Source organism: Shimia sp. R10_1 (assembly GCF_017744095.1).
GTDB lineage: Bacteria > Pseudomonadota > Alphaproteobacteria > Rhodobacterales > Rhodobacteraceae > Shimia.
In genome coordinates, this window is sequence record NZ_JAGHQX010000009.1 from 222355 (window position 1) to 246175 (window position 23821).

The 23821-nt window shown below is 55.8% G+C and carries 22 protein-coding genes and 1 pseudogene; 6 read left to right on the forward strand and 17 right to left on the reverse strand.

From position 1 onward, the window contains the following. Window positions 1–15: 15 nt before the first annotated feature. Genes J7413_RS17125 through J7413_RS17140 form a run of 4 tightly spaced genes read left to right on the forward strand, consistent with a single transcriptional unit; the run spans window position 16 to window position 4336 of the window. Window positions 16–1548 (forward strand): cryptochrome/photolyase family protein, encoded by a 1533-nt coding sequence (locus J7413_RS17125; RefSeq protein ID WP_209100407.1) that lies wholly within the window; start codon window positions 16–18, stop codon window positions 1546–1548. Further along, on the forward strand, window positions 1535–1699 hold the full coding sequence (locus tag J7413_RS17130; protein WP_209100409.1) for a DUF2256 domain-containing protein: 165 nt from the start codon (window positions 1535–1537) through the stop codon (window positions 1697–1699). Before J7413_RS17125 ends, J7413_RS17130 begins: the two co-directional genes overlap by 14 nt. Continuing rightward, window positions 1689–2822: an FAD-binding domain-containing protein gene (locus J7413_RS17135; RefSeq protein WP_247743582.1), complete on the forward strand. Its 1134-nt coding sequence runs from the start codon at window positions 1689–1691 to the stop codon at window positions 2820–2822. The genes J7413_RS17130 and J7413_RS17135 overlap by 11 nt, the downstream gene beginning before the upstream one ends. After that, a complete protein-coding gene (locus tag J7413_RS17140; protein ID WP_209100411.1) occupies window positions 2819–4336 on the forward strand; it encodes a deoxyribodipyrimidine photo-lyase in 1518 nt (505 codons plus the stop codon). Before J7413_RS17135 ends, J7413_RS17140 begins: the two co-directional genes overlap by 4 nt. A 67-nt stretch (window positions 4337–4403) precedes the next feature. On the opposite strand, the gene J7413_RS17145 is transcribed toward J7413_RS17140, so the two are convergent. From J7413_RS17145 to J7413_RS17190, 8 genes are all read right to left on the reverse strand, one after another. Beyond that, on the reverse strand, window positions 4404–5870 hold the full coding sequence (locus tag J7413_RS17145; protein ID WP_209100412.1) for an aldehyde dehydrogenase: 1467 nt from the start codon (window positions 5868–5870) through the stop codon (window positions 4404–4406). A 9-nt stretch (window positions 5871–5879) separates the two neighbouring features. Continuing rightward, the gene (locus J7413_RS17150) at window positions 5880–6917 is read right to left on the reverse strand and encodes an LLM class flavin-dependent oxidoreductase (protein ID WP_209100413.1); all 1038 of its coding nucleotides are present in this window, start codon (window positions 6915–6917) and stop codon (window positions 5880–5882) included. After that, window positions 6914–7843, reverse strand: a complete 930-nt coding sequence (locus tag J7413_RS17155; protein ID WP_209100414.1) for a flavin reductase family protein — start codon at window positions 7841–7843, stop codon at window positions 6914–6916. The genes J7413_RS17150 and J7413_RS17155 overlap by 4 nt, the downstream gene beginning before the upstream one ends. Beyond that, window positions 7840–8652, reverse strand: coding sequence for an alpha/beta hydrolase (locus tag J7413_RS17160; protein ID WP_209100415.1), 813 nt, complete (start codon window positions 8650–8652; stop codon window positions 7840–7842). The genes J7413_RS17155 and J7413_RS17160 overlap by 4 nt, the downstream gene beginning before the upstream one ends. Further along, window positions 8624–9226: an amino acid synthesis family protein gene (locus tag J7413_RS17165; RefSeq protein WP_209100416.1), complete on the reverse strand. Its 603-nt coding sequence runs from the start codon at window positions 9224–9226 to the stop codon at window positions 8624–8626. Before J7413_RS17165 ends, J7413_RS17160 begins: the two co-directional genes overlap by 29 nt. A 351-nt stretch (window positions 9227–9577) precedes the next feature. Further along, window positions 9578–9880, reverse strand: coding sequence for a DUF1330 domain-containing protein (locus J7413_RS17170; RefSeq protein ID WP_209100418.1), 303 nt, complete (start codon window positions 9878–9880; stop codon window positions 9578–9580). Further along, the gene (locus J7413_RS17175; RefSeq protein ID WP_209100420.1) at window positions 9877–10563 is read right to left on the reverse strand and encodes a GntR family transcriptional regulator; all 687 of its coding nucleotides are present in this window, start codon (window positions 10561–10563) and stop codon (window positions 9877–9879) included. The genes J7413_RS17170 and J7413_RS17175 overlap by 4 nt, the downstream gene beginning before the upstream one ends. Before the next feature lie 1636 nt (window positions 10564–12199). Beyond that, the gene (locus J7413_RS17190; RefSeq protein ID WP_209100422.1) at window positions 12200–12907 is read right to left on the reverse strand and encodes an IS6 family transposase; all 708 of its coding nucleotides are present in this window, start codon (window positions 12905–12907) and stop codon (window positions 12200–12202) included. 42 nt (window positions 12908–12949) lie between these two features. On the opposite strand from J7413_RS17190, the gene J7413_RS17195 reads away from it, so the two are divergent. Beyond that, a complete protein-coding gene (locus J7413_RS17195; protein WP_247743583.1) occupies window positions 12950–13525 on the forward strand; it encodes an IS6 family transposase in 576 nt (191 codons plus the stop codon). Window positions 13526–13708: 183 nt separating this feature from the next. Here J7413_RS17195 and J7413_RS17200 read toward each other — a convergent pair whose 3' ends face one another. The 8 genes from J7413_RS17200 to J7413_RS17235 all read right to left on the reverse strand — a co-directional run bounded on the left by J7413_RS17200 (window position 13709) and on the right by J7413_RS17235 (window position 22463). Further along, window positions 13709–14704 (reverse strand): zinc-binding dehydrogenase, encoded by a 996-nt coding sequence (locus tag J7413_RS17200; protein ID WP_209100430.1) that lies wholly within the window; start codon window positions 14702–14704, stop codon window positions 13709–13711. A gap of 15 nt (window positions 14705–14719) precedes the next feature. Next, complete coding sequence (gene ugpC, locus J7413_RS17205) at window positions 14720–15793, reverse strand: sn-glycerol-3-phosphate ABC transporter ATP-binding protein UgpC (protein WP_209100439.1); 1074 nt, start codon at window positions 15791–15793, stop codon at window positions 14720–14722. A gap of 10 nt (window positions 15794–15803) precedes the next feature. Further along, window positions 15804–16628 carry a carbohydrate ABC transporter permease gene (locus tag J7413_RS17210; protein WP_209100441.1) on the reverse strand — a complete coding sequence of 275 codons (825 nt, stop codon included), beginning with the start codon at window positions 16626–16628 and terminating at the stop codon, window positions 15804–15806. A 10-nt stretch (window positions 16629–16638) separates the two neighbouring features. Then, on the reverse strand, window positions 16639–17526 hold the full coding sequence (locus tag J7413_RS17215; RefSeq protein ID WP_209100443.1) for a sugar ABC transporter permease: 888 nt from the start codon (window positions 17524–17526) through the stop codon (window positions 16639–16641). A gap of 78 nt (window positions 17527–17604) precedes the next feature. Further along, window positions 17605–19008, reverse strand: coding sequence for an extracellular solute-binding protein (locus J7413_RS17220; RefSeq protein WP_209100445.1), 1404 nt, complete (start codon window positions 19006–19008; stop codon window positions 17605–17607). Window positions 19009–19082: 74 nt separating this feature from the next. Next, the gene (locus tag J7413_RS17225) at window positions 19083–19598 is read right to left on the reverse strand and encodes a VOC family protein (RefSeq protein ID WP_209100447.1); all 516 of its coding nucleotides are present in this window, start codon (window positions 19596–19598) and stop codon (window positions 19083–19085) included. A 100-nt stretch (window positions 19599–19698) separates the two neighbouring features. Then, complete coding sequence (locus tag J7413_RS17230; RefSeq protein ID WP_209100449.1) at window positions 19699–21348, reverse strand: GMC family oxidoreductase N-terminal domain-containing protein; 1650 nt, start codon at window positions 21346–21348, stop codon at window positions 19699–19701. A 68-nt stretch (window positions 21349–21416) separates the two neighbouring features. Then, window positions 21417–22463, reverse strand: coding sequence for a LacI family DNA-binding transcriptional regulator (locus J7413_RS17235; RefSeq protein ID WP_348538772.1), 1047 nt, complete (start codon window positions 22461–22463; stop codon window positions 21417–21419). A 302-nt stretch (window positions 22464–22765) separates the two neighbouring features. On the opposite strand from J7413_RS17235, the pseudogene J7413_RS20575 reads away from it, so the two are divergent. Continuing rightward, a pseudogene (locus J7413_RS20575) lies at window positions 22766–22876 on the forward strand (IS6 family transposase); the annotation flags it as partial. Window positions 22877–22931: 55 nt separating this feature from the next. On the opposite strand, the gene J7413_RS17240 reads toward J7413_RS20575, so the two are convergent. Then, a complete protein-coding gene (locus J7413_RS17240; RefSeq protein ID WP_209100422.1) occupies window positions 22932–23639 on the reverse strand; it encodes an IS6 family transposase in 708 nt (235 codons plus the stop codon). Between the last annotated feature and the right edge of the window lie 182 nt (window positions 23640–23821).

Sequence of the window (23821 nt, forward strand, 5' to 3'; positions counted from 1 at the left end):
ACCGTCTGGCCAAATATGCAACTTATCCTCGTCTTGGGCGACCAGCTGACCCCTTCGGTATCTTCCCTGCAGAAGCATAACGATGGTGACGTCATCTTAATGGCGGAGGTGCGCGAAGAAGCGACCTACGTAAAACACCACAAGAAAAAGATTGCATTTGTTTTTTCGGCGATGCGCCACTTTGCAGAGGACCTGAAAGTGCGTGGGCTTAATGTCATTTACCGAGAGTATGATGCCCCGGACAACCAAGGCTCCCTCTCTGGTGAAGTCCAAAGAGCAGTTGCCCAACTCACCCCAGAGGCTTTGATCATCACAGCGCCTGGTGAGTTTCGATTGCTCGACGCGGTGCAAAACTGGGAGCACGAACTCGGCATTCCTGTATCCATTCTGGAAGACGACCGTTTTCTCGCCTCTCGAAACGATTTTGCGGATTGGGCCAATGGGCGGAAGCAACTGCGCATGGAGTTTTTCTATCGCGAAATGCGCAAAAAACACTCGGTTCTCATGGAACCCGATGGCCCAACAGGCGGACAATGGAACTATGATACAGAGAACAGGCGTGCCCCGCTCACAAATCTCGATGTTCCAGCGCCCTACTCAGCCGATCCAGATACCATCACCCAGCAAGTTCTGGAGCTTATTGAGACAGAGTTTCCCGATCACTTTGGCGACCTCGCACCATTTTCTTATGCGGTGACTCGGCAAGGCGCGCTGGAGGCCTTGGCGTCTTTTATCCAAGAGCGCCTGCCCAAGTTTGGAGACTGGCAAGACGCGATGCTTCAGGACGAGCCGTGGATGTATCACAGCCACATCGCGCTCTATTTGAACGTCGGCCTTCTGGACCCAATGGAGTGCATTCAACAGGCAGAGCACGCCTATCGTCAGGGACATGCCCCGCTGAATGCGGTGGAGGGCTTTATACGCCAGATACTTGGCTGGCGAGAGTATGTGCGTGGCCTTTATTGGCATTTGATGCCTGACTACAAGGAAAGAAACTTCCTTCACGCCTCCCGCCCGTTACCCGCATTCTATTGGACCGCGCAAACACGTATGAACTGTCTGCGCCAAACGGTATTGGAAACCCAGCAAAACGCATATGCACATCACATCCAACGTCTGATGGTTTTGGGCAATTTTGCCCTGCTGGCAGGGCTCGATCCTGATCAGGTGAACGACTGGTATCTGCAGGTTTACGCGGATGCTTACGAATGGGTTGAGCTGCCCAATGTACACGGGATGGTTTTATACGCTGACGGCGGTGTTCTGGCGTCAAAACCTTATGCCGCAAGCGGTGCATACATCAAAAAAATGTCGAACTACTGCGCGCAGTGTTCCTATAACGTAAACGCAAAAAATGGCCCCAAGGCCTGCCCGTTCAATTATCTCTACTGGGACTTTATCGACCGTAACGCGCAGAAACTGCGGGGAAACCCTCGCATGGGATTTGTGTTCAAAACCCATGAGCGCATGTCTAATGAAAAGCGCCAAGCCATCCGTGAAGATGCGCAACGTTTTTTCAAGGCTTTGGAAGAAAATGAAAAAGTCTGACCTTCCACAAAAAAATCGTGTCGCGTGCCAGCGCCCGTTCGTTTGGCGCAAGAAATGGGCTCGCGTTTGGGAGGAAGTCAAATACTGTTCCGCTAAGTGTAGATCACAGAAGGGCCCTGCCACCAAAGGAAGCGCTGTCAATGATGTTTGAGCCGACACGCCGTGCAGGTTTGCAACGGCTTGCACGCTTTGCGCCGCATGCAGGAAAAACCTATACCTCCGAGCGTAACTTTGATCGCAATCGGCGCGCGGCAGCGGTTTCGTTTCTGTCACCTTATATTCGCCACCGATTGGTTTCTGAACGTGAGATCCTGTCAGAAATTCTGGCGCACCACACGCTGAAAACGGCAATGCCTTTTGTGCAAGAAGTGTTTTGGCGCGGGTACTTCAAAGGCTGGCTGGAGCAGCGGCCAAGCGTGTGGTCCGCGTATCAGGCGGAGCGGGATGCGTCGTTGCTCGACCCACTACCCAATTACCAGACCGCAGTATCTGGCCAGACTGGAATCGCGTGCTTTGATCACTGGTGTCAGCAACTGCGCCAAACCGGGTATCTCCATAACCACGCGCGCATGTGGTTCGCTTCGATCTGGATTTTTACATTGCGTCTGCCTTGGCCGCTGGGTGCAGATTTCTTTCTCCGGCATCTACAAGACGCTGATCCGGCATCCAACACGCTCAGCTGGCGCTGGGTCGCGGGTCTGCACACGCCCGGCAAGCACTATCTTGCCACAGCAGAGAACATTGCCAAATTCACCGATGGGCGTTTTCAGCCAACTGGTCAGTTGAACGAAAATGCAGCGCCCCTGATCGAAGAAAAAACGCACCCGATTGTGCCCATCACACCGAGATCGCCTGATCTACCCACCCGTGCGCTTTGGTTAATGACCGAGGAGGACTGTCAGCCGCCTCCTGACGGCGCCAAGCCAGCGGGTGTGCTTGGCATTGTGTCACCCGATGCAACAGGCTTCGCCATAAACGCTGTACGCCATGCCGCCTCCACCGCAAACGGCCAAACCGATGTGGGCCATAATTGGAGTACGGCAATTTGCCGTGCGGCTGCTAAAGCAGGCACTTCAGATGTCATCTGCGCACATTTGCCTGTTGGCCCGGCCGCAGCGGGCTTTGCAAAAACATACCAAAACCTGGCCGCCAAGAACATTCGCATACACGTCTTTGTACGGGCCTATGACAGACATGTCTGGCCCCATACGACCAAGGGTTTCTTCAAGCTAAAGAAACAAATCCCTGCCCTACTTCGGGACCTTGACCTATGATTTCAGCACCGCAAATCGTCTGGTTCAAACGTGACTTGCGCGTGCAGGATCACTTACCGCTGTTCACAGCCGCGCGAACTGGCGCCCCGATCATTCCCCTCTACATCGTGGAACCGGAACTCTGGGAACAGCCTTCGGCCTCCGCACGGCACTGGAGTTTTATACACGACAGCCTGTTAGAATTGACTGTCAGTCTCGAAAGACTGGGCCAGCCTTTGATCATTCGCATCGGCAGCGCCTGTGAAGTTTTGAGTTTGCTCGCTGCGCAAACTGGCGCCAACAAGCTTCTGGCACACGAAGAAACCGGCAACTTGTGGAGCTACCAACGCGATCAGCAGGTACACCAAATGTGCCGAAGGCTGGGGGTTTCGTTCACAGAATTTCCATCAAATGGCGTGGTGCGCCGGCTCAGGAACCGCGATGACTGGAGCCGAATACGCAACCAGCGAATGGCCTCCGCTGTTGCGCCAACGCCCCAGACCCTCACGCCTGTCGCTGAATGCGTGTCAGATATCCTACCTGCCAAAAATCATCCTATGTTTGGCGCTCAGCTGCGTGTGCCCCAGCAAGGCGGACGCAGTGCCGCAATAGATACGTTGCGCAGTTTTTTAGACCAACGCTCGCATGATTATCTACGCAACATTTCTTCTCCCATCGCATCAGAACACAGCTGTTCGCGTCTGTCTGCGCATTTGGCCTGGGGCACGCTCTCCGTCAGGGAAGTCGAACAGGCGCTCAAACAACGCAAAGCCCAATTGACCCCACTGGAAAAACAGAGTTTTGGCCGCAGCCTCAACGCCTTTGGGTCGCGATTGGCTTGGCGTTGTCACTTCATTCAAAAATTGGAAGATCAGCCAGAAATTGAAACCAACTGCATGAATCCCGCCTTTGAAGGTCTGCGAGAAGACGCCCATGATGAAAACAGGTTTCATGCGTGGGCGACAGGGCAAACCGGGTTTCCCTTTATCGACGCCTGCATGCGATCACTGATTGAAACGGGGTGGATCACGTTTCGTATGCGCGCGATGTTGGTCAGTTTTGCCAGTTATCAGCTCTGGCTCGACTGGCGTAAGACCGCGCCTTACATGGGCAGGTTGTTTACCGATTATGAACCGGGCATTCACTACAGCCAGTTTCAGATGCAATCTGGCGTGACTGGCATCAATGCACTGCGGGTCTACAATCCTATCAAGCAAAGCCGCGATCAGGATCCCAATGGCATGTTTATTCGAAAATGGGTGCCTGAACTCGACCATTTGCCCAACGAAACCATTCATGTCCCGTATGCCTCCGAAACACCGCTGTTTAGACCGAGATTTAATACCAGCTACCCGCCGCCGATCGTTGATCATGAAGTCGCCGCAAGATGGGCGAAGACGAAGATTTCTGAGGTGAAAAAAACGGCTAATTTTCGAACCCGCTCAGAGAGCGTGAACCAACGACACGGCAGCCGCAAACGCACCCGAGCTAAACCGGACAACGCCAACCACAGCAAGCAACTCAAATTATTCTGACTTCACAAGTCCCGCTCTCTCCGTGTCTTGTTGACCTTCGCTTTAATTTGCTTTGCGATCTGCAAGGCTATCGCATTACGAATGGGTCCGGGATTGGTTCATCGCTGGTGCGCAGCCAAACCGCCTTAGTTGTTGTGTATTCAAGTGCGGCCTCCACGCCGCCTTCTCGCCCATGACCCGATAAGCCAAATCCCCCAAACGGCGCGATCGGGCTGACCGCGCGGTATGTGTTCACCCAGACGATACCTGCTCGAATGCCACGCATCATCCGATGCGCCCGTGTCAAATCGCGAGTGAACAGGCCCGAAGCGAGACCGAATTGCGTATCATTGGCAATCGCCAGTGCCTCTGCTTCGGTATCAAAGCTGATGACTGAAAGAACAGGAGCAAAAAACTCTTCGGTTACGCAGGGTGCATCAGGTGCATCCGCACAATCCAAAATGGTCGGGGGAAAGAAATACCCGTCGCCTTGAGGGATATAACCGCCGGTGATCAAGCGCGCGCCCTGTGCCAGAGAACGCTCAATCAGAGACACAGCCCGATCGCGCTGCCTCAAGGTGCACAGTGGGCCAACTTCGGTTGCCATCTCTTGAGGGGGGCCAATCGCCACTTTTTCAGCCCTTTGTTTCAGTCGAGCCAGGAATTCATCTTTGATGGCATTTTGGACCACAAGGCGGGATCCTGCGACGCAGCTCTGCCCCGTCGCGGCGAAAATCCCCGAAATCTGCGCGTTCACCGCACTGTCGAGATCGGCGTCATCAAAGACGATGAACGGAGACTTCCCACCCAGTTCAAGTGAGGTCGAGGCCAAATTTCCTGCCGTGCTGCGCACGATACTGCGCGCAGTCTCAGCCCCTCCAGTGAAGGCCACATGCGACACCTTCGGATGACATGTCAAAACTGCACCGCACTCCGGACCAAACCCGGTGATGACATTCAAAACACCTTTCGGAAATCCCGCTTGATCGAAAATGCGGGCAAATTCCAGCATGGGCGCCGGCCCCTCTTCGCTAGCTTTCAAAACAACTGTACAACCCGCTGCAAGTGCGGGCCCAATTTTGACAGCAGACAGAAAGAGTTGAGAGTTCCAAGGGACGATTGCCGCCACTACACCGATAGGCTCGCGTCGCAGCCAAGTTTGCATATCTGGTTTGTCTATCGGCAGGAAAGCCCCTTCGATTTTGTCGGCAAGCCCTGCATAATAACGGTAGTAGTCCGCGACGTAAGAGATCTGGGCTGAGGTTTCGCGAATGATCTTTCCAGTATCACGTGTTTCAAGCTCGGCCAGACGTGGGGCATTCTCTGCGATCAGATCCGCGAGACGCGCCAAAAGTTTCCCGCGCTGCGTTGCCGTCATATGCGCCCACTCGGGATCAAAGAATGCACGATCAGCCGCCTCAACAGCACGGTTCACATCAGCGGAACGCGCCTCAGGCATCATGGCCCAAGGCCGCCCGGTAGCCGGGTCTTTGCTTTCGAATTGCGCAGTGCCGTCAGAAAATTCACCGTTAATATATTGCTGAAAATGCTGCATAATTTTCCCTTACTGAAAGGCTGGCATCACGTCAGAGATGAACCGCTCAAGTGACTTCTTCTTCCGCTCAAAGGGCATCGAGCTGTCGATCCAGAAGGAGTATTCATCATACCCCATTGCTTCGTAGTTTTTCAGCCGCACTATCAGTTCTTCGGCTGTACCAATCGCGAGATCGCGCTGTATTGCTTCAGGTGAGTAGAAAGGATGCGCCGCGATGTCTTCATCAGAAAGCGGCTCAATCAAGCCCTGCCTGATCTTGCGCTGGTTCATGAACCAAGCGCCAAAGTAGTTGTAGAACCGGTTCAGTTCGACCGCTGCCTGTTTTGCATCTTCTGCATCGCTGGCAACATAGGTATGCAAGAGCAACATTATGCTCGGGCGCGGCTCGTCAGGGAATTTGACGCAAGCATCGTTGAATTTGCTCATCAGTGACTCGATCTCTGGATCACCGTTCCAAAGCGGCGTCACTTGCACATTGCACCCGTTTGCGACAGCAAATTCGTGACTGTTTGGATCTCTTGCGGCGATCCAAATAGGTGGACCATCAACCTGTACTGGTTGTGGCGCCGAGGTGGTTTCTGGAAACTGCCAGAACTCACCGTTGTGCGCGTAATCGCCAGCCCAGAGCTTCTTGATGGCCGGAACTTGTTCACGCATGCGTTGCCCAGCCTCCCAGGCGTCCATCCCGGGCATCATGCGTTCATATTCGAAAGAATAAGCGCCGCGTGCAATGCCAAGCTCCAATCGGCCATCCGTAATCAGATCAGTCATCGCCGCTTCGCCGGCGAGGCGGATCGGGTGCCAGAAAGGTGCGATCACCGTTCCTGTGCCCAAACGCACATTCTTGGTCTTGTTTGCAAGATCCACGAGATTGATGAATGGGTTCGGCGCGATTGTGAAATTCATCCCGTGATGTTCACCTGTCCAAACCGCGTGGAACCCAGCTTCATCCGCAATCTCGCACAGCTGCACGAACTCATCATACAGGCGTCTTTGATCATCCTTTGGACTGATACGCTCCATGTGAGCAAATAGCGAAAACTTCATTGCATTACTCTTTTTTCAGACGGGACTGGGCGAACTTTTCCACTGATCTGATTGCCTAGATAGATCCCGAAACTACCGATGCGACGCTCCTGCTCAAAACGCTCCAACATCGTGCACATCGCCGCGTCTGCAATATCCATCAGCGTGCTTTCTTTCAGTTCTGCAAAGGTGCCTTGTGATGGTTCCCCCTCGGCCGCCTGGCACAAGAACGCGATGTGCTGTTGCTGCTGTGCGGCATCTTCATACAGAGAATAAATGAATCCAGGCTGAGCATTTACGCCACATCGATCGATTATGCCGTTCAAGGCCGATGTGACACCCATCTTCCCGGTTTTGGTTGCAGGCAGCGTCAGACGCCCATGTTCGTTACCAACCAACAGCACTTTTCCATCGCGCTCAATCAGTGCGGACACGATCAAATTGGTACCTTGGCTTAACGCCTCCGCTTCTGCCGCTGGGGTGACATACGCACCACGCGCGTAGCCAAGCCCAGGCGCAGTGGACATGTCAAAAGCTTCGACCCTGCCAATCAGAATCAGGTGATCTCCTGCCTCAACTGTTTTGAAGGTCGAACAGTCAAACCAGGCCGAAACCCCTTCAAATATAGGTGATCCCAGGGGACCAGCGCGCCAGTTCACGGCCGCAAAGCGGTTTTCGACTGGGCGCGCAAACGTATTGGACACATCTTTCTGGGTCTCAGCCAGAACATTGACGCCAAATCCTTTTGCCCGGGCAAACGTCTCATAATTGCGAGAGCTGTTGGCCAGACAGATCGAGACCAGCGCTGGATCCAGAGAAACGGAACTGAACGAATTCGCAGTAAAACCCAACGGCTTCCCCTCATCATCATGGGTTGTGACAACCGTCACGCCGGTCATGAACGTTCCAAACGCATTCCTGAGTACACGAGGATCAAAACTTGTCATGCCGTTCCTCTTTCCGCTGCCGGAGTGGGCAACCAATCTTTCAAAATTGCATTGACCTTTTCCGGTGCCGTTAGGTTGACCATATGACGCTCCCCCTCAATGATAACCGCGTGTCCTTGCGGGGCTATATCAGCCATGGCCTCAGCCATTTCAGACGTCGAATTCGGATCCAATGCGCCGGTGAGTGCCAGCAGCGGGCAGCGGATTTGAGAAAACTGATCCGCATACTTTTCGTCGCCCGCAGCAAATGCCGCGTAAGCGTCGGCGTACCCTTTGGTGTTCACCGAAGACAGCCAGTCAGACACCTTACCGCGTGCCTTCTGCTCTGCTGGTCTGTCACCGAACCATCGCTTCAACGGCGTTTCAAGGTCAAAACAACCACGTTGAATGTCGTTTGCACGGGCCACAACAGCCTTCCGCGCCGCGGACGAGCGGCGGAATACACCATTTAGAAGCGCCACGCTTGCCACTCGCTGCGGATGGGACACCGTATATCCCGCCGAGATCAGCGCCCCCATAGAGTGGCCGACCAAGTGGATAGGCCCAAGGCGCATTGCCGTCACAACCGCATGTAACCACGCAACATAGTCAGGCAAAGCTGGCTCTCCTGCCAACGTATCGCTCCCTCCGTGCCCTGGCAGATCCAGAGCGATCACCTGGCAATGCGCGGAAAACGCCTCTACCTGAGGATACCATGCGGCAGATTGCATTCCCACACCATGAAGCAGCACTAAGGGAAAGCCCTGACCAGACACCCTGAAGGTGACGCGCCCGTAAGGCTCAGACAGCTGCAGGGTTGTCAACGTCATGCCCAAGCTCCTGCAGATCCTGATAGCGGTCACCAATGCGATGATGCGGGCGACCACCAATAGACGCCCCCAAAGCGATCACGATTTCATCCGGTCCGGGCGCATCGGCGATCGACAGCTGTATCGTCAGGTAATGGCTCCGCCTACCGCCGTCATTTTTGTCCATCAACGGGATCTGCAGTGGCGCATTGGCAGGGCCGCGCGTGTTTGTGAAGGCCAAGTAAGATTTTGCACCCACCGCTTCACGGTAATGGTTTCCAAAGCGCAGGGTGTGAATCAATGCCGACGCATGTTCCACCTCGCCATTCATCCCCACAATCGCCGCTTTGCCATAGGCTTCGACCCTGTCACCACCACCGGCGGCCTCAAGCACCATCTTGGTGAGGGCCTCACCTAACCCTGGCGCACAATCGTGGATCGCGGGGCGTAAATCTTCAACGAAACCCTGACCTGCCCATGGGTTTTTGATCACGGCGATGGCTGCGATCATCTTGAGCGGATGCTCGGCAACCTTACCGCCCTCGATCAGCATTTCTTCGACATGCAGAAGTGTTTTACGAATTTCGGCCGGCATTTTTTGGCTCCCTACAGAGGTCCGTCATCTTTGTGGTACGATGGTATACCATATGCCAAAATGTCAATTCAAATCTTGCCGGGCGAGACCGCCGCACCTGCGCAAAGGCCCTCGAGACGTAAAATTATTTCTTTTTAAACACTTAACACGAATTCGCCGCACGCAATCACTGCGCAGTCTACGAAACCACGATCAAGAAGCGGGACCAGTCAGCTGCGTTCTCAGATAGCATCCAAGCAGACGCCCCCCCACCAATGCGCCACTTAGAGGAGGCGCCACGAACAGCAAGGATAGCCCTTGGCAAGAGCATAGAGACCCAATCGACTCCCGGTTACTTCGCCAGCCGCAATCTCAGAAGTTGGGTAAGCCCTGTATGAGCGCGATATCCGCCTGACAGGCAGACGCGCGCTTTTCTCGGGCAAGACGATACTCTTTCGAATTATAGCAGGCTCTCGCTTGTTCTATAGTGTCAAACTCGATGATCACGCGCCGTTGCCAACGCTGCCCCTCCAACGTCTCAGCCTCCCCTCGCGCCAAAAAACGAGCCCCGTATTTTTGGAAGGCCTCAGGAGCAAGCGCTTGGTAGTCCGAATAAGCCTCAGGATCACTCACAGTGACATTAGCGACCCAATACCCTTTGGGGTGATCAGTCATTGCAAGTCATCCTCGGAAGCGAACACCCGTTCTGCAATCGACGTTACAGCATCCAAATGGCATTCGACTGCGAACCGGGCTGCCTCTGGGTTCCCCGAGACAACAGCTGCACAAATGTCTTCCATGTAGGCTATGCCGGGTCGCCTGCGTTGTTTTGAGGTCAGCGTCAACATGCGTAACCGGCTGATCCTCCCATTCAAGCGTTCAACAATATCCCAAGCTATGTGATGTTCTGCTCCACGAAAAACCTGCTGATAGAAATCAGACGTTGCTCGAAACAATGAACCGCGCGTCTTCCCGACGGACTCTTCTTGCAAACGTTTCAGCGACGCCTCCAGCTTGCGTGAGATATCTGCATCAATGTTGCGTGCGCATTGTTCAGCAGCTGCCGTTTCGAGAAGCCGTCGGATGCCATAAATTTGGCGCGCATCCTCCCAACGCATGACCGCAACGATTGGCCCATGTCCAGGAAGGATCTCAACCAAACCTTCAGCCTCGAGATAACGAATAGTTTCCCTAACGACCGTGCGGCTGACGCCGAGCTGTTCGCACAAAGGACGCTCGATTAACCGCTCGCCAGGCTGAAACAGACCTTCGACGATGGCTTCACGCATCCGTTCTTGAACCATGTCCCGCAACGTCGCGGGCTGTTGATCAATCTTGGAAAGTTTCGGCGCACTCATAGCATTCGCTTTTATGGACGGCCAAGAGTTGTGGCAACCCGGTTTCAATCTGGTCGAAACACCCCATTCTCCGCAATTTCGCTATGTCAGCAGCGGCAGGCGGCAGTTTCATCGGGCTGAGAAAACCCGCGGCTGGACGGATTGAAGTCGATGGAGCCGACATCACCCACGCCAAGCCTTGCACCCGTGAACGACGGAGCTCTCACTAGAATCACACTTACAGCAGCTATTATCTACTGGCCCTGAGAGTAGCTACGCGCCCCTGGGCGAACAGCAGTAGAAAAATGGGCAGATTTACTCGGTGTTGCGCGGCCAGAGCTAGGCGTGAAACGCATGCGCACCAAATGGGGCAGCTGCAACCCTGAAACCGGCCGCGTGTAGTTAAACCTTTCACTGGCCAAGAAGCCGTCCCGCTCTATCGAACATGTTGCGCTCCACGAAGTGGCACATTTCATTTCGCCACGCCACGACGACGCCTTCCGCGCGATTTTAGACCGATGGATGCCAACATAGCAAAACGCTCGCGCCGAACTTAATGCTTTGCCGCTGGATGCTTGGGGCTAAGGTTGTAAACCGACACGTTTTAGGCAGCCTCAATGCTGCCTTTAGAGCGGCCTTCGCTGGCGAGGCGCTCCATTTGTTCGCATAAACATCACCCAGCCGCTGGAGTGACCAGGAAAACCTGAGTCTAGATTGGTTTGGCTGCGCGGTCAAATTGTTCAGAAATGCCACGCTTTGTCGGCGGGCAATATAGGATCAGGCGCCGTTGCGTCGGGTGAGGCCGGGGGGAGAGCTGCCGGTTTGGCACGATGGGCAACAATGAGGGCGGATTTGGGTAAGATGCAATCCTATAGAGATCAGGCCTAACGCCCCACTCAAGGGGGCACCACGACCGCCCGCTTGGTAAGTCATCGTTTTCACTTAATAAATGGCGGAGGAGGTGTCCGAAAAACAAATACACCATACCCCTGATAACAATCAATTAAATTGAATTTCAAGTATTTCATACCACATAAGGTACCACTCAGAGTACTCCTGCGGTAGAGCTTTCGGACTTAGTGACAGACCAAACCGAGATAGAGGATCAGTTCATTTGTTTGGCTTGATTATGCGGCATGCGGCCAGTCAAGCACACGATGCACTTCGAACTTCATGCGCCCAATCTGTCATCGCTAGCTTAGAATTGCTTGTGATCGCCTGAAATAGGCAATCCCTAGTGTGGGGATGTTGTGGCTCTGAAGACTACACTTTCTAGAAGATGGATCAGTAAATGCCATCTAGGTCCAGATCGTGTCACCTACAACCGAATGACATTGGGCGAAATAACATACGCTATCTACTTGGCAATGCCGACCTATATGTCTGCTCCGGCGGAGCGATCGCCTTATCCCTGCGCGTGCGGGGAACACTCTGGCTGAAAGTCATTGATATTGTTAAACTTCACCCTCGGTCAAAAATCTAGCAACTTTTTTGTGCTGTAAACACCTAAGAAACCCTCGGCCCTAAACACCTTTAAACAGGCGCCTGCGGGATTAACCGTTTTCGGGATTTTCACCTTTCGGGGCGGCGAATTGCACCAAGGGGGACTGTTGCATTAATCGCTTTGGTCCGAATTTGTGCTGAGCGCTTCGATGAGTTACGCCACATCGAACAGCTTGGCGATAAACTGAACCTCTCCGAGAACGCCTGGTTGTTTGTGATGAATGTGGCCTCGTTTGATGGTTCGGATGGTCTCTAGCCCGCTCAAGGTCGCTTTGGCCGTTCGCAGGGATCTGAAGCTCTGGCGGTATCCGAGTAGCCTTTTCATGGCGGCAGGATCGCTCTCGATCAGATTGTTTTGCCACTTCCGGTCGACATGCCTGATGCTGTCGAAATGTGGGTCATATCGGCGGTTGATCTCGCGAATGACACGCCGATATGTATGTGCTTTATCGGTGACAATTGTCACCGGTCGGTGCAGTCGAACGCGCTCAATCGCCTTGTTGAGAAAGGCACTGGCAGCTTTTGCATCCCGTCGAGCTGTCAGGCGGAAATCGACCACTTGGCCATTCGCATCAACAGCCCGCCACAAATACCGCCACTTACCTCCGACGCGGATGTAGGTTTCGTCCACGTGCCAGTCGACGCTGGCGCGGCGCAGATGCTTCTCAGTGCGCTTGGTCAGTTCGGGACCGAATTTCTGCACCCATCGAAACACGGTCGACCGATCAACATCGATGCTGCGCTCTGAAAGTAGGTCGACGACATCCTGGTAAGAAAGCGAAAAACGCAGATACCAGCGAACCGCGCAAAGAATGACCTCACGCGGGAAACGGTGGTGTTTGAACGGGGATCTACGCGGCATCGGCAACCTCAAAAGCCAAAGTCTCGCCAACAAAGACGATTAATGCAACAGTCCCCTTACGAGACTGTCCGGCGCTGGGTCGTCAAGTTCGGGCCACAGATCGCGCGCAAATTTCGACAGCGACAAGGCCGCTTCGGCGATATCTGGCATCTCGATGAGGTTGTCGTGAGAGTATCTGGCCGCAAGTTTTGGCTGTGGCGCGCGGTCGATCAGCATGGCGTCGTTCTGGACGAAATCATCCAACCGAAACGCAACAAACGTGCCGCCAAATGGCTGTTGCGCAGTCTGATAAACCGTCTTGGTTTTATTCCCAAACGGATCATCACAGACAAGCTGCGCTCATATGGCGCCGCCATACGGGAGATCGCGCCGGGCCTGAAACACTGGTCGCACAAGGGCCTCAACAACCGGGCAGAAAACAGTCATCTACCATTCCGAAAGCGGGAACGAACAATGCAAGGCCACAGGACTGTCGGCGGGTTGCAAAGGTTTGTGGCCACCCATTCAGCCGTTTGCAATCGTTTCAGTGTCCCCGCACACCGCCGCTCAGCCCTCACAATCAGATATCACCACCTCGAGGCATTTGATGTCTGGAATGCTGCCACAAAGACCGCTTGAAATTCGCAAGCCAGGATTTCTATGTGGATCATCGGTTAACGTGACAACACCCATCAGCGGATATGCCGTTCGATCCAGCATTGCTGAGCTTCCCCCGATCAAGAACCTGATCTCAAGGGCGCGGCAATGTTGTCTGGCCGAGCCATAGTCGCAGAGTTAACGCGCAAGGGCTGCATCATCCGGTCACGTGGCGTCCCAATCCAGAATGATAAACGGTTCTTCGATCACCCGTTGTGAAATATCTGAATAGACACGTTCGATATCCTGCACTGGGACACTGACGGACAGGGCGCTGAAATCCTGCCCTTTTTCAGCCAGCCACCCCAACGCTTTTTCAAACCCCGAGAAGATACTGTGAGGCGCGTTGTTATACCCCTCAAGCAACTCTTCCCAGACGAACCCGCGGCTGTGGATTGGCAGTTCCCATTCCCAGCCGCTGCGCAGGTTGACATAGCTAAAGAAAACCTCGCGCAGGATGTCATGGGCCGGGATATCGGTGCGTTGATGCCAGGGCACGCCGACCAGAACAACTTCTCCGCCTTGCCTGACGATGCGGCAGGCGTCCAGCACGGCGGCCTCATGGCCCGAACAATCGACCACCAGTGCCACTTTGCGGGCAAAAGCGGGATCCTCCACCGGCATTTCGGCGAAGGTGCTGTTTACCCCCGACTGTTCAACCTGCGCACGGCGCAGCGGGTCTGGTTCAACCACCGAAACGTTGTAACCGCCAATTTTGAAGTTCTGGGCGGCCAGAATGCCAACAGGCCCAGCCCCGCAGATCACGACACTATCCCCCGGACGGGCCTTCGTGGTCATCAGCGTTGTCATGGACACACCCATAAGCCGGGCCAGCAATGCGGTTTCCGGTGTCATCCCGTGTGGCACGGGCAAGGTATGACGGGCCTGATACTGCTGGGTTGAGCGATGATGACCCATGCAAAAACGCAGATCCCCGACCGCAACGCCCTGCACATCCGCGCCGACCTCATCGACACGGAAAACAGCGGCGTATCCTGGGCGAATGGGAAAATCGTCCCCACTCGCCCAGGCCAGTTCCGTGCCTTGGCTGATCAGGGTCGCCACCGTCGGCCCCCTGATTTCGTCTGCGGCAAGCGGAGCGTCTTGATAGTCAGACAACACAAAGGTGTTTTTGGCGGGAAAGACGATTTCCTGAGGCATTAGAGTGTCCTTTCGTCAGAGCGACAGGCTGTCGCCGCTTGCGGTGTCAAACAGGTGGAGGGCATCGGGGTCGAAATGCACCGTAACCTCGGCGCCCGGAGCGGGCCTGCCCAATGCCGGAACCTCGGCGATCAATTCGTGCGGTCCGGCGCGCAGGTCCAGCAGGGCCTCGTTGCCCAGATACTCGGTCACTTCGACCCGAGCAGGGGCGGTGTTGTGGTCAACGTCCTTTGCCAGAGACAGGCCGTTGGGTCGAATTCCGATGGTCACGGCCTGATCTTCGGCCAGAACACCTTTGAAGCGGTCTGGCACAGAAAGGAGCAGGCCATCCGCCTCCAGCCGCCCCTGTCGCACACGGGCCGGGATCATGTTCATCGGGGGTGAACCGATGAACGTGGCAACGAACGTGTTGTTGGGCTGGCTATAGACCTGTTCCGGCGTGCCCACCTGCTCGATATGGCCGTCGCGCATGATGACGATCTTGTCGGCAAGGGTCATCGCCTCGACCTGATCGTGGGTGACATACAGAACCGTTGTGCCGAGGCGATTGTGCAGCTTGGCGATCTCTAACCGCACCTGCGTGCGCAGCTTGGCGTCCAGGTTGGAGAGCGGTTCGTCAAACAGGAACACATCCGGTGTGCGCACCATGGCGCGGCCCATGGCGACCCTCTGACGCTGTCCGCCGGACAGCTGCGCAGGACGGCGCGATAGCAGCTCGGCCAGCCCAAGCGTGGAGGCGACCTCATCGACGCGGCGGGCGACCTCGTCAGCGGGCAGGCTCAGCGGTTTAAGCGAGAACTCCATGTTCTGGCGTACGGTCATATGGGGATAAAGCGCATAGTTCTGGAACACCATCGCCACGCCGCGATCCTTGGGCGCGACCTCGTTCACGCGCGCGCCGCCGATCGACAGGTCGCCATCCGAGACATCTTCGAGCCCCGCAACCATGCGCAGTGTCGTGGTCTTGCCGCAGCCCGAGGGGCCAAGAAGAACGACGAATTCACCTTCTTCTACGTCCAGATCAATGCCGTGGACGACCTCGACCGCCCCGTACCGTTTGATGACATTTCTCAGCGTGATTGCCGACATTGCACTTCCTTTACTTGACCGAACCCATCGTCAGCCCGCGCACCAGCCAACGCTGGCAGGTCAGGACAAAGACGACACCGGGAATGAGAATGACAAACGAGCCGGCCATGATACGACCCCACTGCACCGCATCTGACGACCAAAACGACATGACTGCCACAGGCGCCGTTTGCGCGTTCGAGCCAGTGAGCATCAGAGCGAACAGAAACTCGTTCCATGAGAAGATGAAACAGAACACCGCCGACACCGCGAGGCCGGGTGCTGCCAGAGGCAGCGTAACCTTCCAGAAGATCGAGATCAGCCCGTGCCCGTCTACGGCAGCGGCTTCTTCCAGCGCGGTTGGCACTTCGTCAAAGAAACCTTTCATCAGCCAGACGGTCAGCGGGATGTTCGCCGTGGAATAGACGATGATCAGCGCGATGGGGGTGTCCAGCAGGCCCACGGTTTTGAAGATGATGTAGTAGGGCACGACCACAGCGATAGGTGGGAACATGCGCATTGACAGGATCCAGAAGGCAACATCGTTCATCCGTTTGTGCTTGATCCGGCTGATCGCATAGGCGGCGATGCTGCCAAAAAACACCGAGAACACCGTCGATCCCAGCGCCACGATCAAGCTGTTTGCGATGAACTTGCCAAAAGGGCGCATCGCGAACAGGTCGCGATAGTGATCCAGCGTCGGCTCAAAGATCATCGCCGGAGGTCGCTGGAACATGATCGGGCTGGGTTTGACCGAGGATGAGACGATCAAATAGATCGGCGTCATGAAAACGATTAGGGCAATCCCCAGCAGGGTGTAGACTAGGATCGCTTGTTGGGTGCTAGGTTTGTTCATATCGTCACCGTCAGCTCTGCATTGGATCGCGGTTGAGGGATTTGAAGAAGAAGGTGATCAGCACGACGATGATGATCAGCGACACGAAAGACGCCGCCGCTCCGACCCCCATCTGCCAGAAGGTGAAGGACTGCCGGTAGATGTACAAAGACAGCACTTCGGTTGAATCGCCGGGGCCGCCTTTGGTCAGCACAAAGATGATGTCGTAGATCTTGAACGCATCGATGGCACGCAGGAACAGCAGGCTGACCAGAACCGGTTTCAGCTGCGGCAGCGTCACATAGCGAAAGACCTGCCAGCGGGTGTTTCCGTCGATGCGCGCGGCCTCATAGGGTTCGGGCGACAGGCTGGTCAGCGCGGCGGCAGTGCCCATCATGATGAACGGCGTCCACTGCCAGATATCGGCGATGGCAATTGCCCAAAGCGCCCAGTCCGGCGAGGTGATCCATGAGACGGGGCCAAGGCCAAGGAAACTGAGGAAATAGTTCAGATAGCCCAGCTCGGGGAAGTAGAGAAACAGCCAGACAAGCCCCACGATCACCGGTGAGATCATCATCGGTATCAGCAGCAGCGTCCGCGCGATCCCCATTCCGGGGAGCCGCTGCGTGACCAACAACGCAAGACCCACACCTATGAACAGCTGGATGCTGAGCGTGATGGCCATCAGCTGAAAGGTGATCTTCAGCGCGTGCAGGAAGTCGCCGGTCGTCAGAACGTTCTGATAGTTGCTCCAACCCACGAACACGCGCGGCACAAAGGGTTTGGCCAGATCGTAAGACCGGAAGCTCAGATACCCTGCATAGAGCATCGGGTAGATCGTCGTCAGGAACAGGATCAGGATGGCAGGCAGCAGAAAGATCAAGAAAATCCGTCTGTTGCGTTTGCGGATATACGCCATGAAGCAGAGCCTTGGTGAAAGAGTTCGTATCTTGGCGCTGCCCCGGCATGCGGAACCGGGGCAGCGGGGAGGCCGGCCTTAGTTGAAAATGTCGGCCGGTGCGTCGTTGATCCAGCGCAGGCGCAGATCCTCGGGGAAGACCTTGAGCCGTGTGTTGATCTTGGTGCAGGCATTGGTCAGCGCTTCGTCCGCTGTCTCGGTTTCACCCGCCATGTACTTATTCAGTTCCACGCCAAAGATTTCTTCGACATCAGCATAGAACGGGTGGAAAATACGACGGCGCGCGTTGTCCTGCGTTTCGAGAAGCACCTTGTAGTAGGGGTATTTCTCTTGCAGCTCGGGGTCGGACAGGATCGACTTGTGAAACTGGCTGACGCCCGATCCTTCCTCGGCAAAGCGGCGCATCATGTCACGTGATGTGCCCCATTTGATGAACGCCCACGCGGCCTCTTTTTCCTGATCGGTGGCCTTGGAGTTGATGCCAAAGCTCAGCGCGCCGGTCATGGTTGGCTGCGGGTTGCCATCCCCGGTCGGGCTGGCGGCATAGCCGGCCTCGCCCACGGTTGGCAGAACGGCCTCATCGGGGTTGGTCAGACGCACGGTACGCACCGACCAATAGCTGGACTGGGCGACCTCGGCCCGTTCCATGTAACCGGTGCGGATGTCCCACATCAGACCCAGATAATCCGGCGGGTTGAACGCCACGAGGCGTTTCATCACATCCGCTGCGGCCAGTGCAGCCTCACTGTCCATCGCGCACAGGCCAGTTTCCGGGTCCCAATAGCTGCCACCAAAGCTGCGCATGATCGGGAAGAAATCATGGGTGATCGCACCGGCTACCCGGCTATAGGCCTGTGCGTTGCCATAGAAATCTTTCTCAAGCGTTTCGCCAGCCAAGGTTTCGCCAGCGGGTCGGGTAAAGAATTCGGCAATGTCGATATACTGATCCCATGTTTGTGCCGGGGCCAGATCGTAACCGTATTTCTCTTTGAACGCCGCCTGTTCTTCGGCGTTTTCATACAGGTCCTTGCGGTAGTTCTGATGCCAGATCATGCCCGAGGCCGGGAAGGCCAGCAGACGACCCTGCCATGTGTTCTCTTGCAATTGGATCGGGATGATGTCGTCCAGATGGATTTCCTCAGCGTCGCGCTTGACCAGATCAGTCAGATCCTCCAACGCGCCGGATTCCCCCAGTACGCCAACCCACGGGCTGTCGACCCACATCAGCTGATAGGACGGGTCATTGGCGCTGGCCTCGATCACGATCTTGTCGATCAGGCCGGGATAGGGAAACATGTCGATCTGCACTTTCGCGCCGGTCAGTTCCTCGAACTCATCCACGATCGGGGCAAGACGGGTGACAGAGGTGTCACCGATGGCCAGCATCTTTAGCTCAACGCCGTCAAAATCCTTTGCGTAGCCCACCGTCGCCGCAGTTATGGCGACGGCTGACGCAAATGCGGTCAGTCCTAATGGTTTCATGGTTTCTCCTCCGCTGTGCGACGCTTTCCGCGTCTTGATGAAACGTTTAACCTTTTGTCAGTTTTTTGCACCGGTCATTTGCCCTGCGACGGAGTCCAGAGCATCTCAGACGCCTCTGCCTCATATCCCAACGGCCCGTTGGCGCTGACGATCTCAAGGTATTGGCCCCAGGGGGCACGCAGATACATCCAGACCAGTTGGTCCATCGGCCCACCTTCGATCAGAGTTGGCCCTTCCAGCACGTCCACGCCCTTGGCTTTCAGCCGTTCGGCAGTGGCAAAGGCGTCTTCGACCTCAAAGGCCATATGCATCGCGCCAACCTCACCATTGTGCTTGATGGGTGTGGGATCGGAGACGCCCGAATATTCGAACACCTCCAGCGATCCGCCGCGTCCGATCTGCAAAACCCGCTGGTCCGAGATCCTACACCCCGCTGGAACACCCAGCCGGGTCAGCATGAAATCGTCATCCACATCGACCGCGCCGCATTCCATAATCGTGACCGCCCCGAAAACGTCGGTGAAGAAGGCCACAGCCTCTTCCATATCCGGCACGGTGAAACCGATATGATGTAAACCCAATGTGGTCAAAGCAGCCTCCCTTCTGTTTGATGAAACGATTAACGCACTAGATGGTTACTTCGTCAAGGAGGAATTTTCCCGCCGTCATCATAATTGGTCAGGTAACACCTCAGGCCAGGTCGCGGCGATCCTCATTGCGTTCGTCCGCGAAAATGACCGCTGGCAGAGGATCAAGGCCCCGCACCATGTCGGACGCTTTTTCCCCGATCATGATGGTCGGCGCATTTGTGTTGGACGAGTTGATCGCTGGCATGATGGAAGCATCGCAAACCCGGATGCCTTCAAGCCCATGTATCTTCAGCTCGGTGTCCACCACTGCCATGTCATCATGCCCCATCTTGCAGGTCCCGACCGGGTGGTGATCGGTCTTGGCAATTCCCATGGCATAGTCCAGCACCTCAGCCTCGGACGCATTTCGGCCGGGCAGAACCTCGTGCCGGACATAGTCTTTCAGCGCAGGTTGCTGCATGATTTCGCGCGCTATTTCCAGCCCGCGTAGGGACATTTCCCGATCATAGGGATCGCCCCAGAAATTCGGATCAATCAAAGGGGCCGCGTCCGGTTGATCCGAGGCCAACCGCACGGTGCCGCGGGATCGCGGACGGGCAAAGGTGCTGTTCAAGGTGACTCCACAGCCATCGATCTTGACGATGCCTTTCTCGATCCCGGATCCCTGCCCCAGATGGAACTGCATATCCGGCGCGTCGGCACCATCGTCCGCGTACCAGAACCCGCCCGTTTCGAACAGCGACGCCGTCACCGGGCCGGTCTTGGTCAGGTAGTATTGCAATCCGGCCAGAATGGTCCGGTCGATCCGATCCGTTCCATCATAGGTATGACGTCCCGTGCATTGCGAGATCGTGCATAGATCAACGTGATCCTGCAGGTTCGACCCAACGCCGGGCAGGTCATGTTGGACGTCGATCCCGACCGAGCGCAGGTGATCTGCAGGCCCGATACCGGACAGCATCAGCAGCCGGGGTGATCCAATCGCGCCAGAGGTCAGCAACACCTCGCACTCGGCCAGCAGGGTGGTGCGGTCCGATCCATTCATCACCTCGACGCCGGCCGCGCGCCTTTTGTCCAGAACGATCCGCCGGACCTGAGCCCCCGTCATCACTGTCAGGTTGGGTCGGGATTCGACCGGCTTCAGATAGGCTTGCGCGGTCGAGGACCTGCGCGCGTCTTTCTGCGTCAGCTGGTAAAACCCGCAACCGGCCTGCTGCTTGCCATTGAAATCCGGGTTATACGGCAGACCCCATTGCTGCGCAGCCCGGATGAAAGCGCTGCAAATCGGCAGCGCGCCGCGCGGCATCGATACGCCCAGCGGACCATCACCGCCGTGATAGTCATCTTCAAACCGCTCGTTCCCCTCGGCCCGTTTGAAATAGGGCAGAACCTCGCGATAGCTCCAGCCGTCGCAGCCGTGAACCTCGGACCAGTTGTCATAATCCTTGCGGTTGCCCCGCGTGTAGATCTGCGCATTGATCGAAGACCCGCCACCGATCACCCGCGCCTGCGTGTACCACAGTGATCGACCGTTCAGACCCTTTTGCGGCACCGTGGACCAGCCCCAGGAGGCAATCCCCTTGGTCATCTTGGCAAAACCTGCAGGCATGTGAAACAACGGGCTGCGATCCCGCCCACCGGCCTCGACCAGCGCAACTGTGACGTCGGGGTCTTCGCTCAGGCGGGCGGCCAGCACACAGCCAGAGGACCCGCCACCAACGATCACATAGTCGAAAATTTGACGCGACATTTGCGTTCCTCTGCACCAGAATTTGTAACCATCTGGTTACAATAGGTGGCATAGGCGCATCGACCCAGTCAAGTCAGGCGGGCGACGGATTCGCGTAGCACAAGCTCGGGCCTGAGGACCACAGGGTCTACGGGCGCGTTGTCATTGCACAGTAGTTTCACAATCGTTTCCGCCGATATCCGCCCTATTTGAGTTGGGTGAATGTCCACTGACGACAGCCCCGGTATCATCGCATCATTCTGCTGGATGTTGTCGAACCCCATAACCGACAAATCCCGGCCGATCAGAATTCCCAAGTCCTTTGCGGCTCGATAAACACCTGTGGCCTGATCGTCATTGAAACACAGAACGGCGGTCGGCATCCGATGTTCCGAGTGCGCCGCCAAAAGCCTGTCGCGGGCAAACTCGGGGCGTTGTGATCCGGGGTGCAGCACACAGGCGCTGGCGGGCAACCCGGCCTCGGCAAGCGCTTTCAGCACGCCCCGTTTTCTTCCTTGCCAGGTCGTTGTCTGCTCATACCCCCCGACAAACCAGAACGAGCGGTGGCCGTATTCGATCAAATGGCACCCCGCCAAATAACCGGACATGACCTCGTCAGCGCCGACAAAAGCGGCCCCTGATTCGGGCAGGTCACGCACGCAAACAACTGTCGGGATGTTGCGGCGTAGTGTTTCCGAGATGGATTCAGCGTTGGGACCGTGCACCGGGCTGATGACCACCCCCGCCACCCCCTGCGCAATCATCGAGGCAATCAGTTTGTGCTGCCGAACCGGGTCGTTCTGTGCCGTCGCCAAAAGGGTCAGGTAGCCTGCCTCGTAGGCTGCGGTTTCCAAGGCCGCGACCAGCTCGCTGAAAAAGGGATTCACGACGGTATTCAGTACAACACCGATCAGGGATGATCGGCCCGTGCGCAGCTGCGCCGCCTTGTCGTCCCTGATGAACCCCAACTCGCGGGAAATTTCCAATATGCGGTCCCGCGTCTTTGCTGACACGCGCCCACCACCGTTCAAAGCATATGAAACAGTCGCGTTTGAAACGCCTGCTGCGCTTGCTATGTCAGAGATTTTGACGCGTCCCAAGCCCGCTTCCCATGTTGTGGCGCAAGCTCTTTCCAAGGTCCAAGCGCAGTTTCTACCGGCAAAGCATCACATTTGCGGTGTGCTTGTCCAGTTGGATACTCCGCCTTTGATCAATGGCGGCCTGACACACGGGGTTTGCGCAGACAGACGAGAGGGCAAAAAAAGGGCGGCCAATTTATGGCCGCCAGTCTTCTGGGGAAGTTATTCTTTGCCGTAAGGTACACCCGGCAGTACACACAGCATTTCGTATAGCAGGTTGCCCGCGATAACAGTTGTATTGGTGTTGTCACGTTAACTGTCGTTCGGTTGCTGGTGTTTGGATTTGGGCATAGGTGACATTGATGAATTCATCATCGATCAGCTACAAGCATCACCGGTTTCCTCCTCAAATAATCGCCCATGTAGTGTGGTTGTACGCTCGTTTCAATCTAAGCCTACGCGAAGTTGAAGGGGACTGTTGCATTAATCGCTTTGGTCCGAATTTGTGCTGAGCGCTTCGATGAGTTACGCCACATCGAACAGCTTGGCGATAAACTGAACCTCTCCGAGAACGCCTGGTTGTTTGTGATGAATGTGGCCTCGTTTGATGGTTCGGATGGTCTCTAGCCCGCTCAAGGTCGCTTTGGCCGTTCGCAGGGATCTGAAGCTCTGGCGGTATCCGAGTAGCCTTTTCATGGCGGCAGGATCGCTCTCGATCAGATTGTTTTGCCACTTCCGGTCGACATGCCTGATGCTGTCGAAATGTGGGTCATATCGGCGGTTGATCTCGCGAATGACACGCCGATATGTATGTGCTTTATCGGTGACAATTGTCACCGGTCGGTGCAGTCGAACGCGCTCAATCGCCTTGTTGAGAAAGGCACTGGCAGCTTTTGCATCCCGTCGAGCTGTCAGGCGGAAATCGACCACTTGGCCATTCGCATCAACAGCCCGCCACAAATACCGCCACTTACCTCCGACGCGGATGTAGGTTTCGTCCACGTGCCAGTCGACGCTGGCGCGGCGCAGATGCTTCTCAGTGCGCTTGGTCAGTTCGGGACCGAATTTCTGCACCCATCGAAACACGGTCGACCGATCAACATCGATGCTGCGCTCTGAAAGTAGGTCGACGACATCCTGGTAAGAAAGCGAAAAACGCAGATACCAGCGAACCGCGCAAAGAATGACCTCACGCGGGAAACGGTGGTGTTTGAACGGGGATCTACGCGGCATCGGCAACCTCAAAAGCCAAAGTCTCGCCAACAAAGACGATTAATGCAACAGTCCCTATTCAGACTGCATGTCTCGCAGCGGCCGAATAATGGCAAGCATCTCATCAGTGAGCGGAACACGGTGTTCTTCGCTGGTTTTCATCCGCGCAGCCGGACAGATCCAAAGGCGCTCCTGGAAGTCCA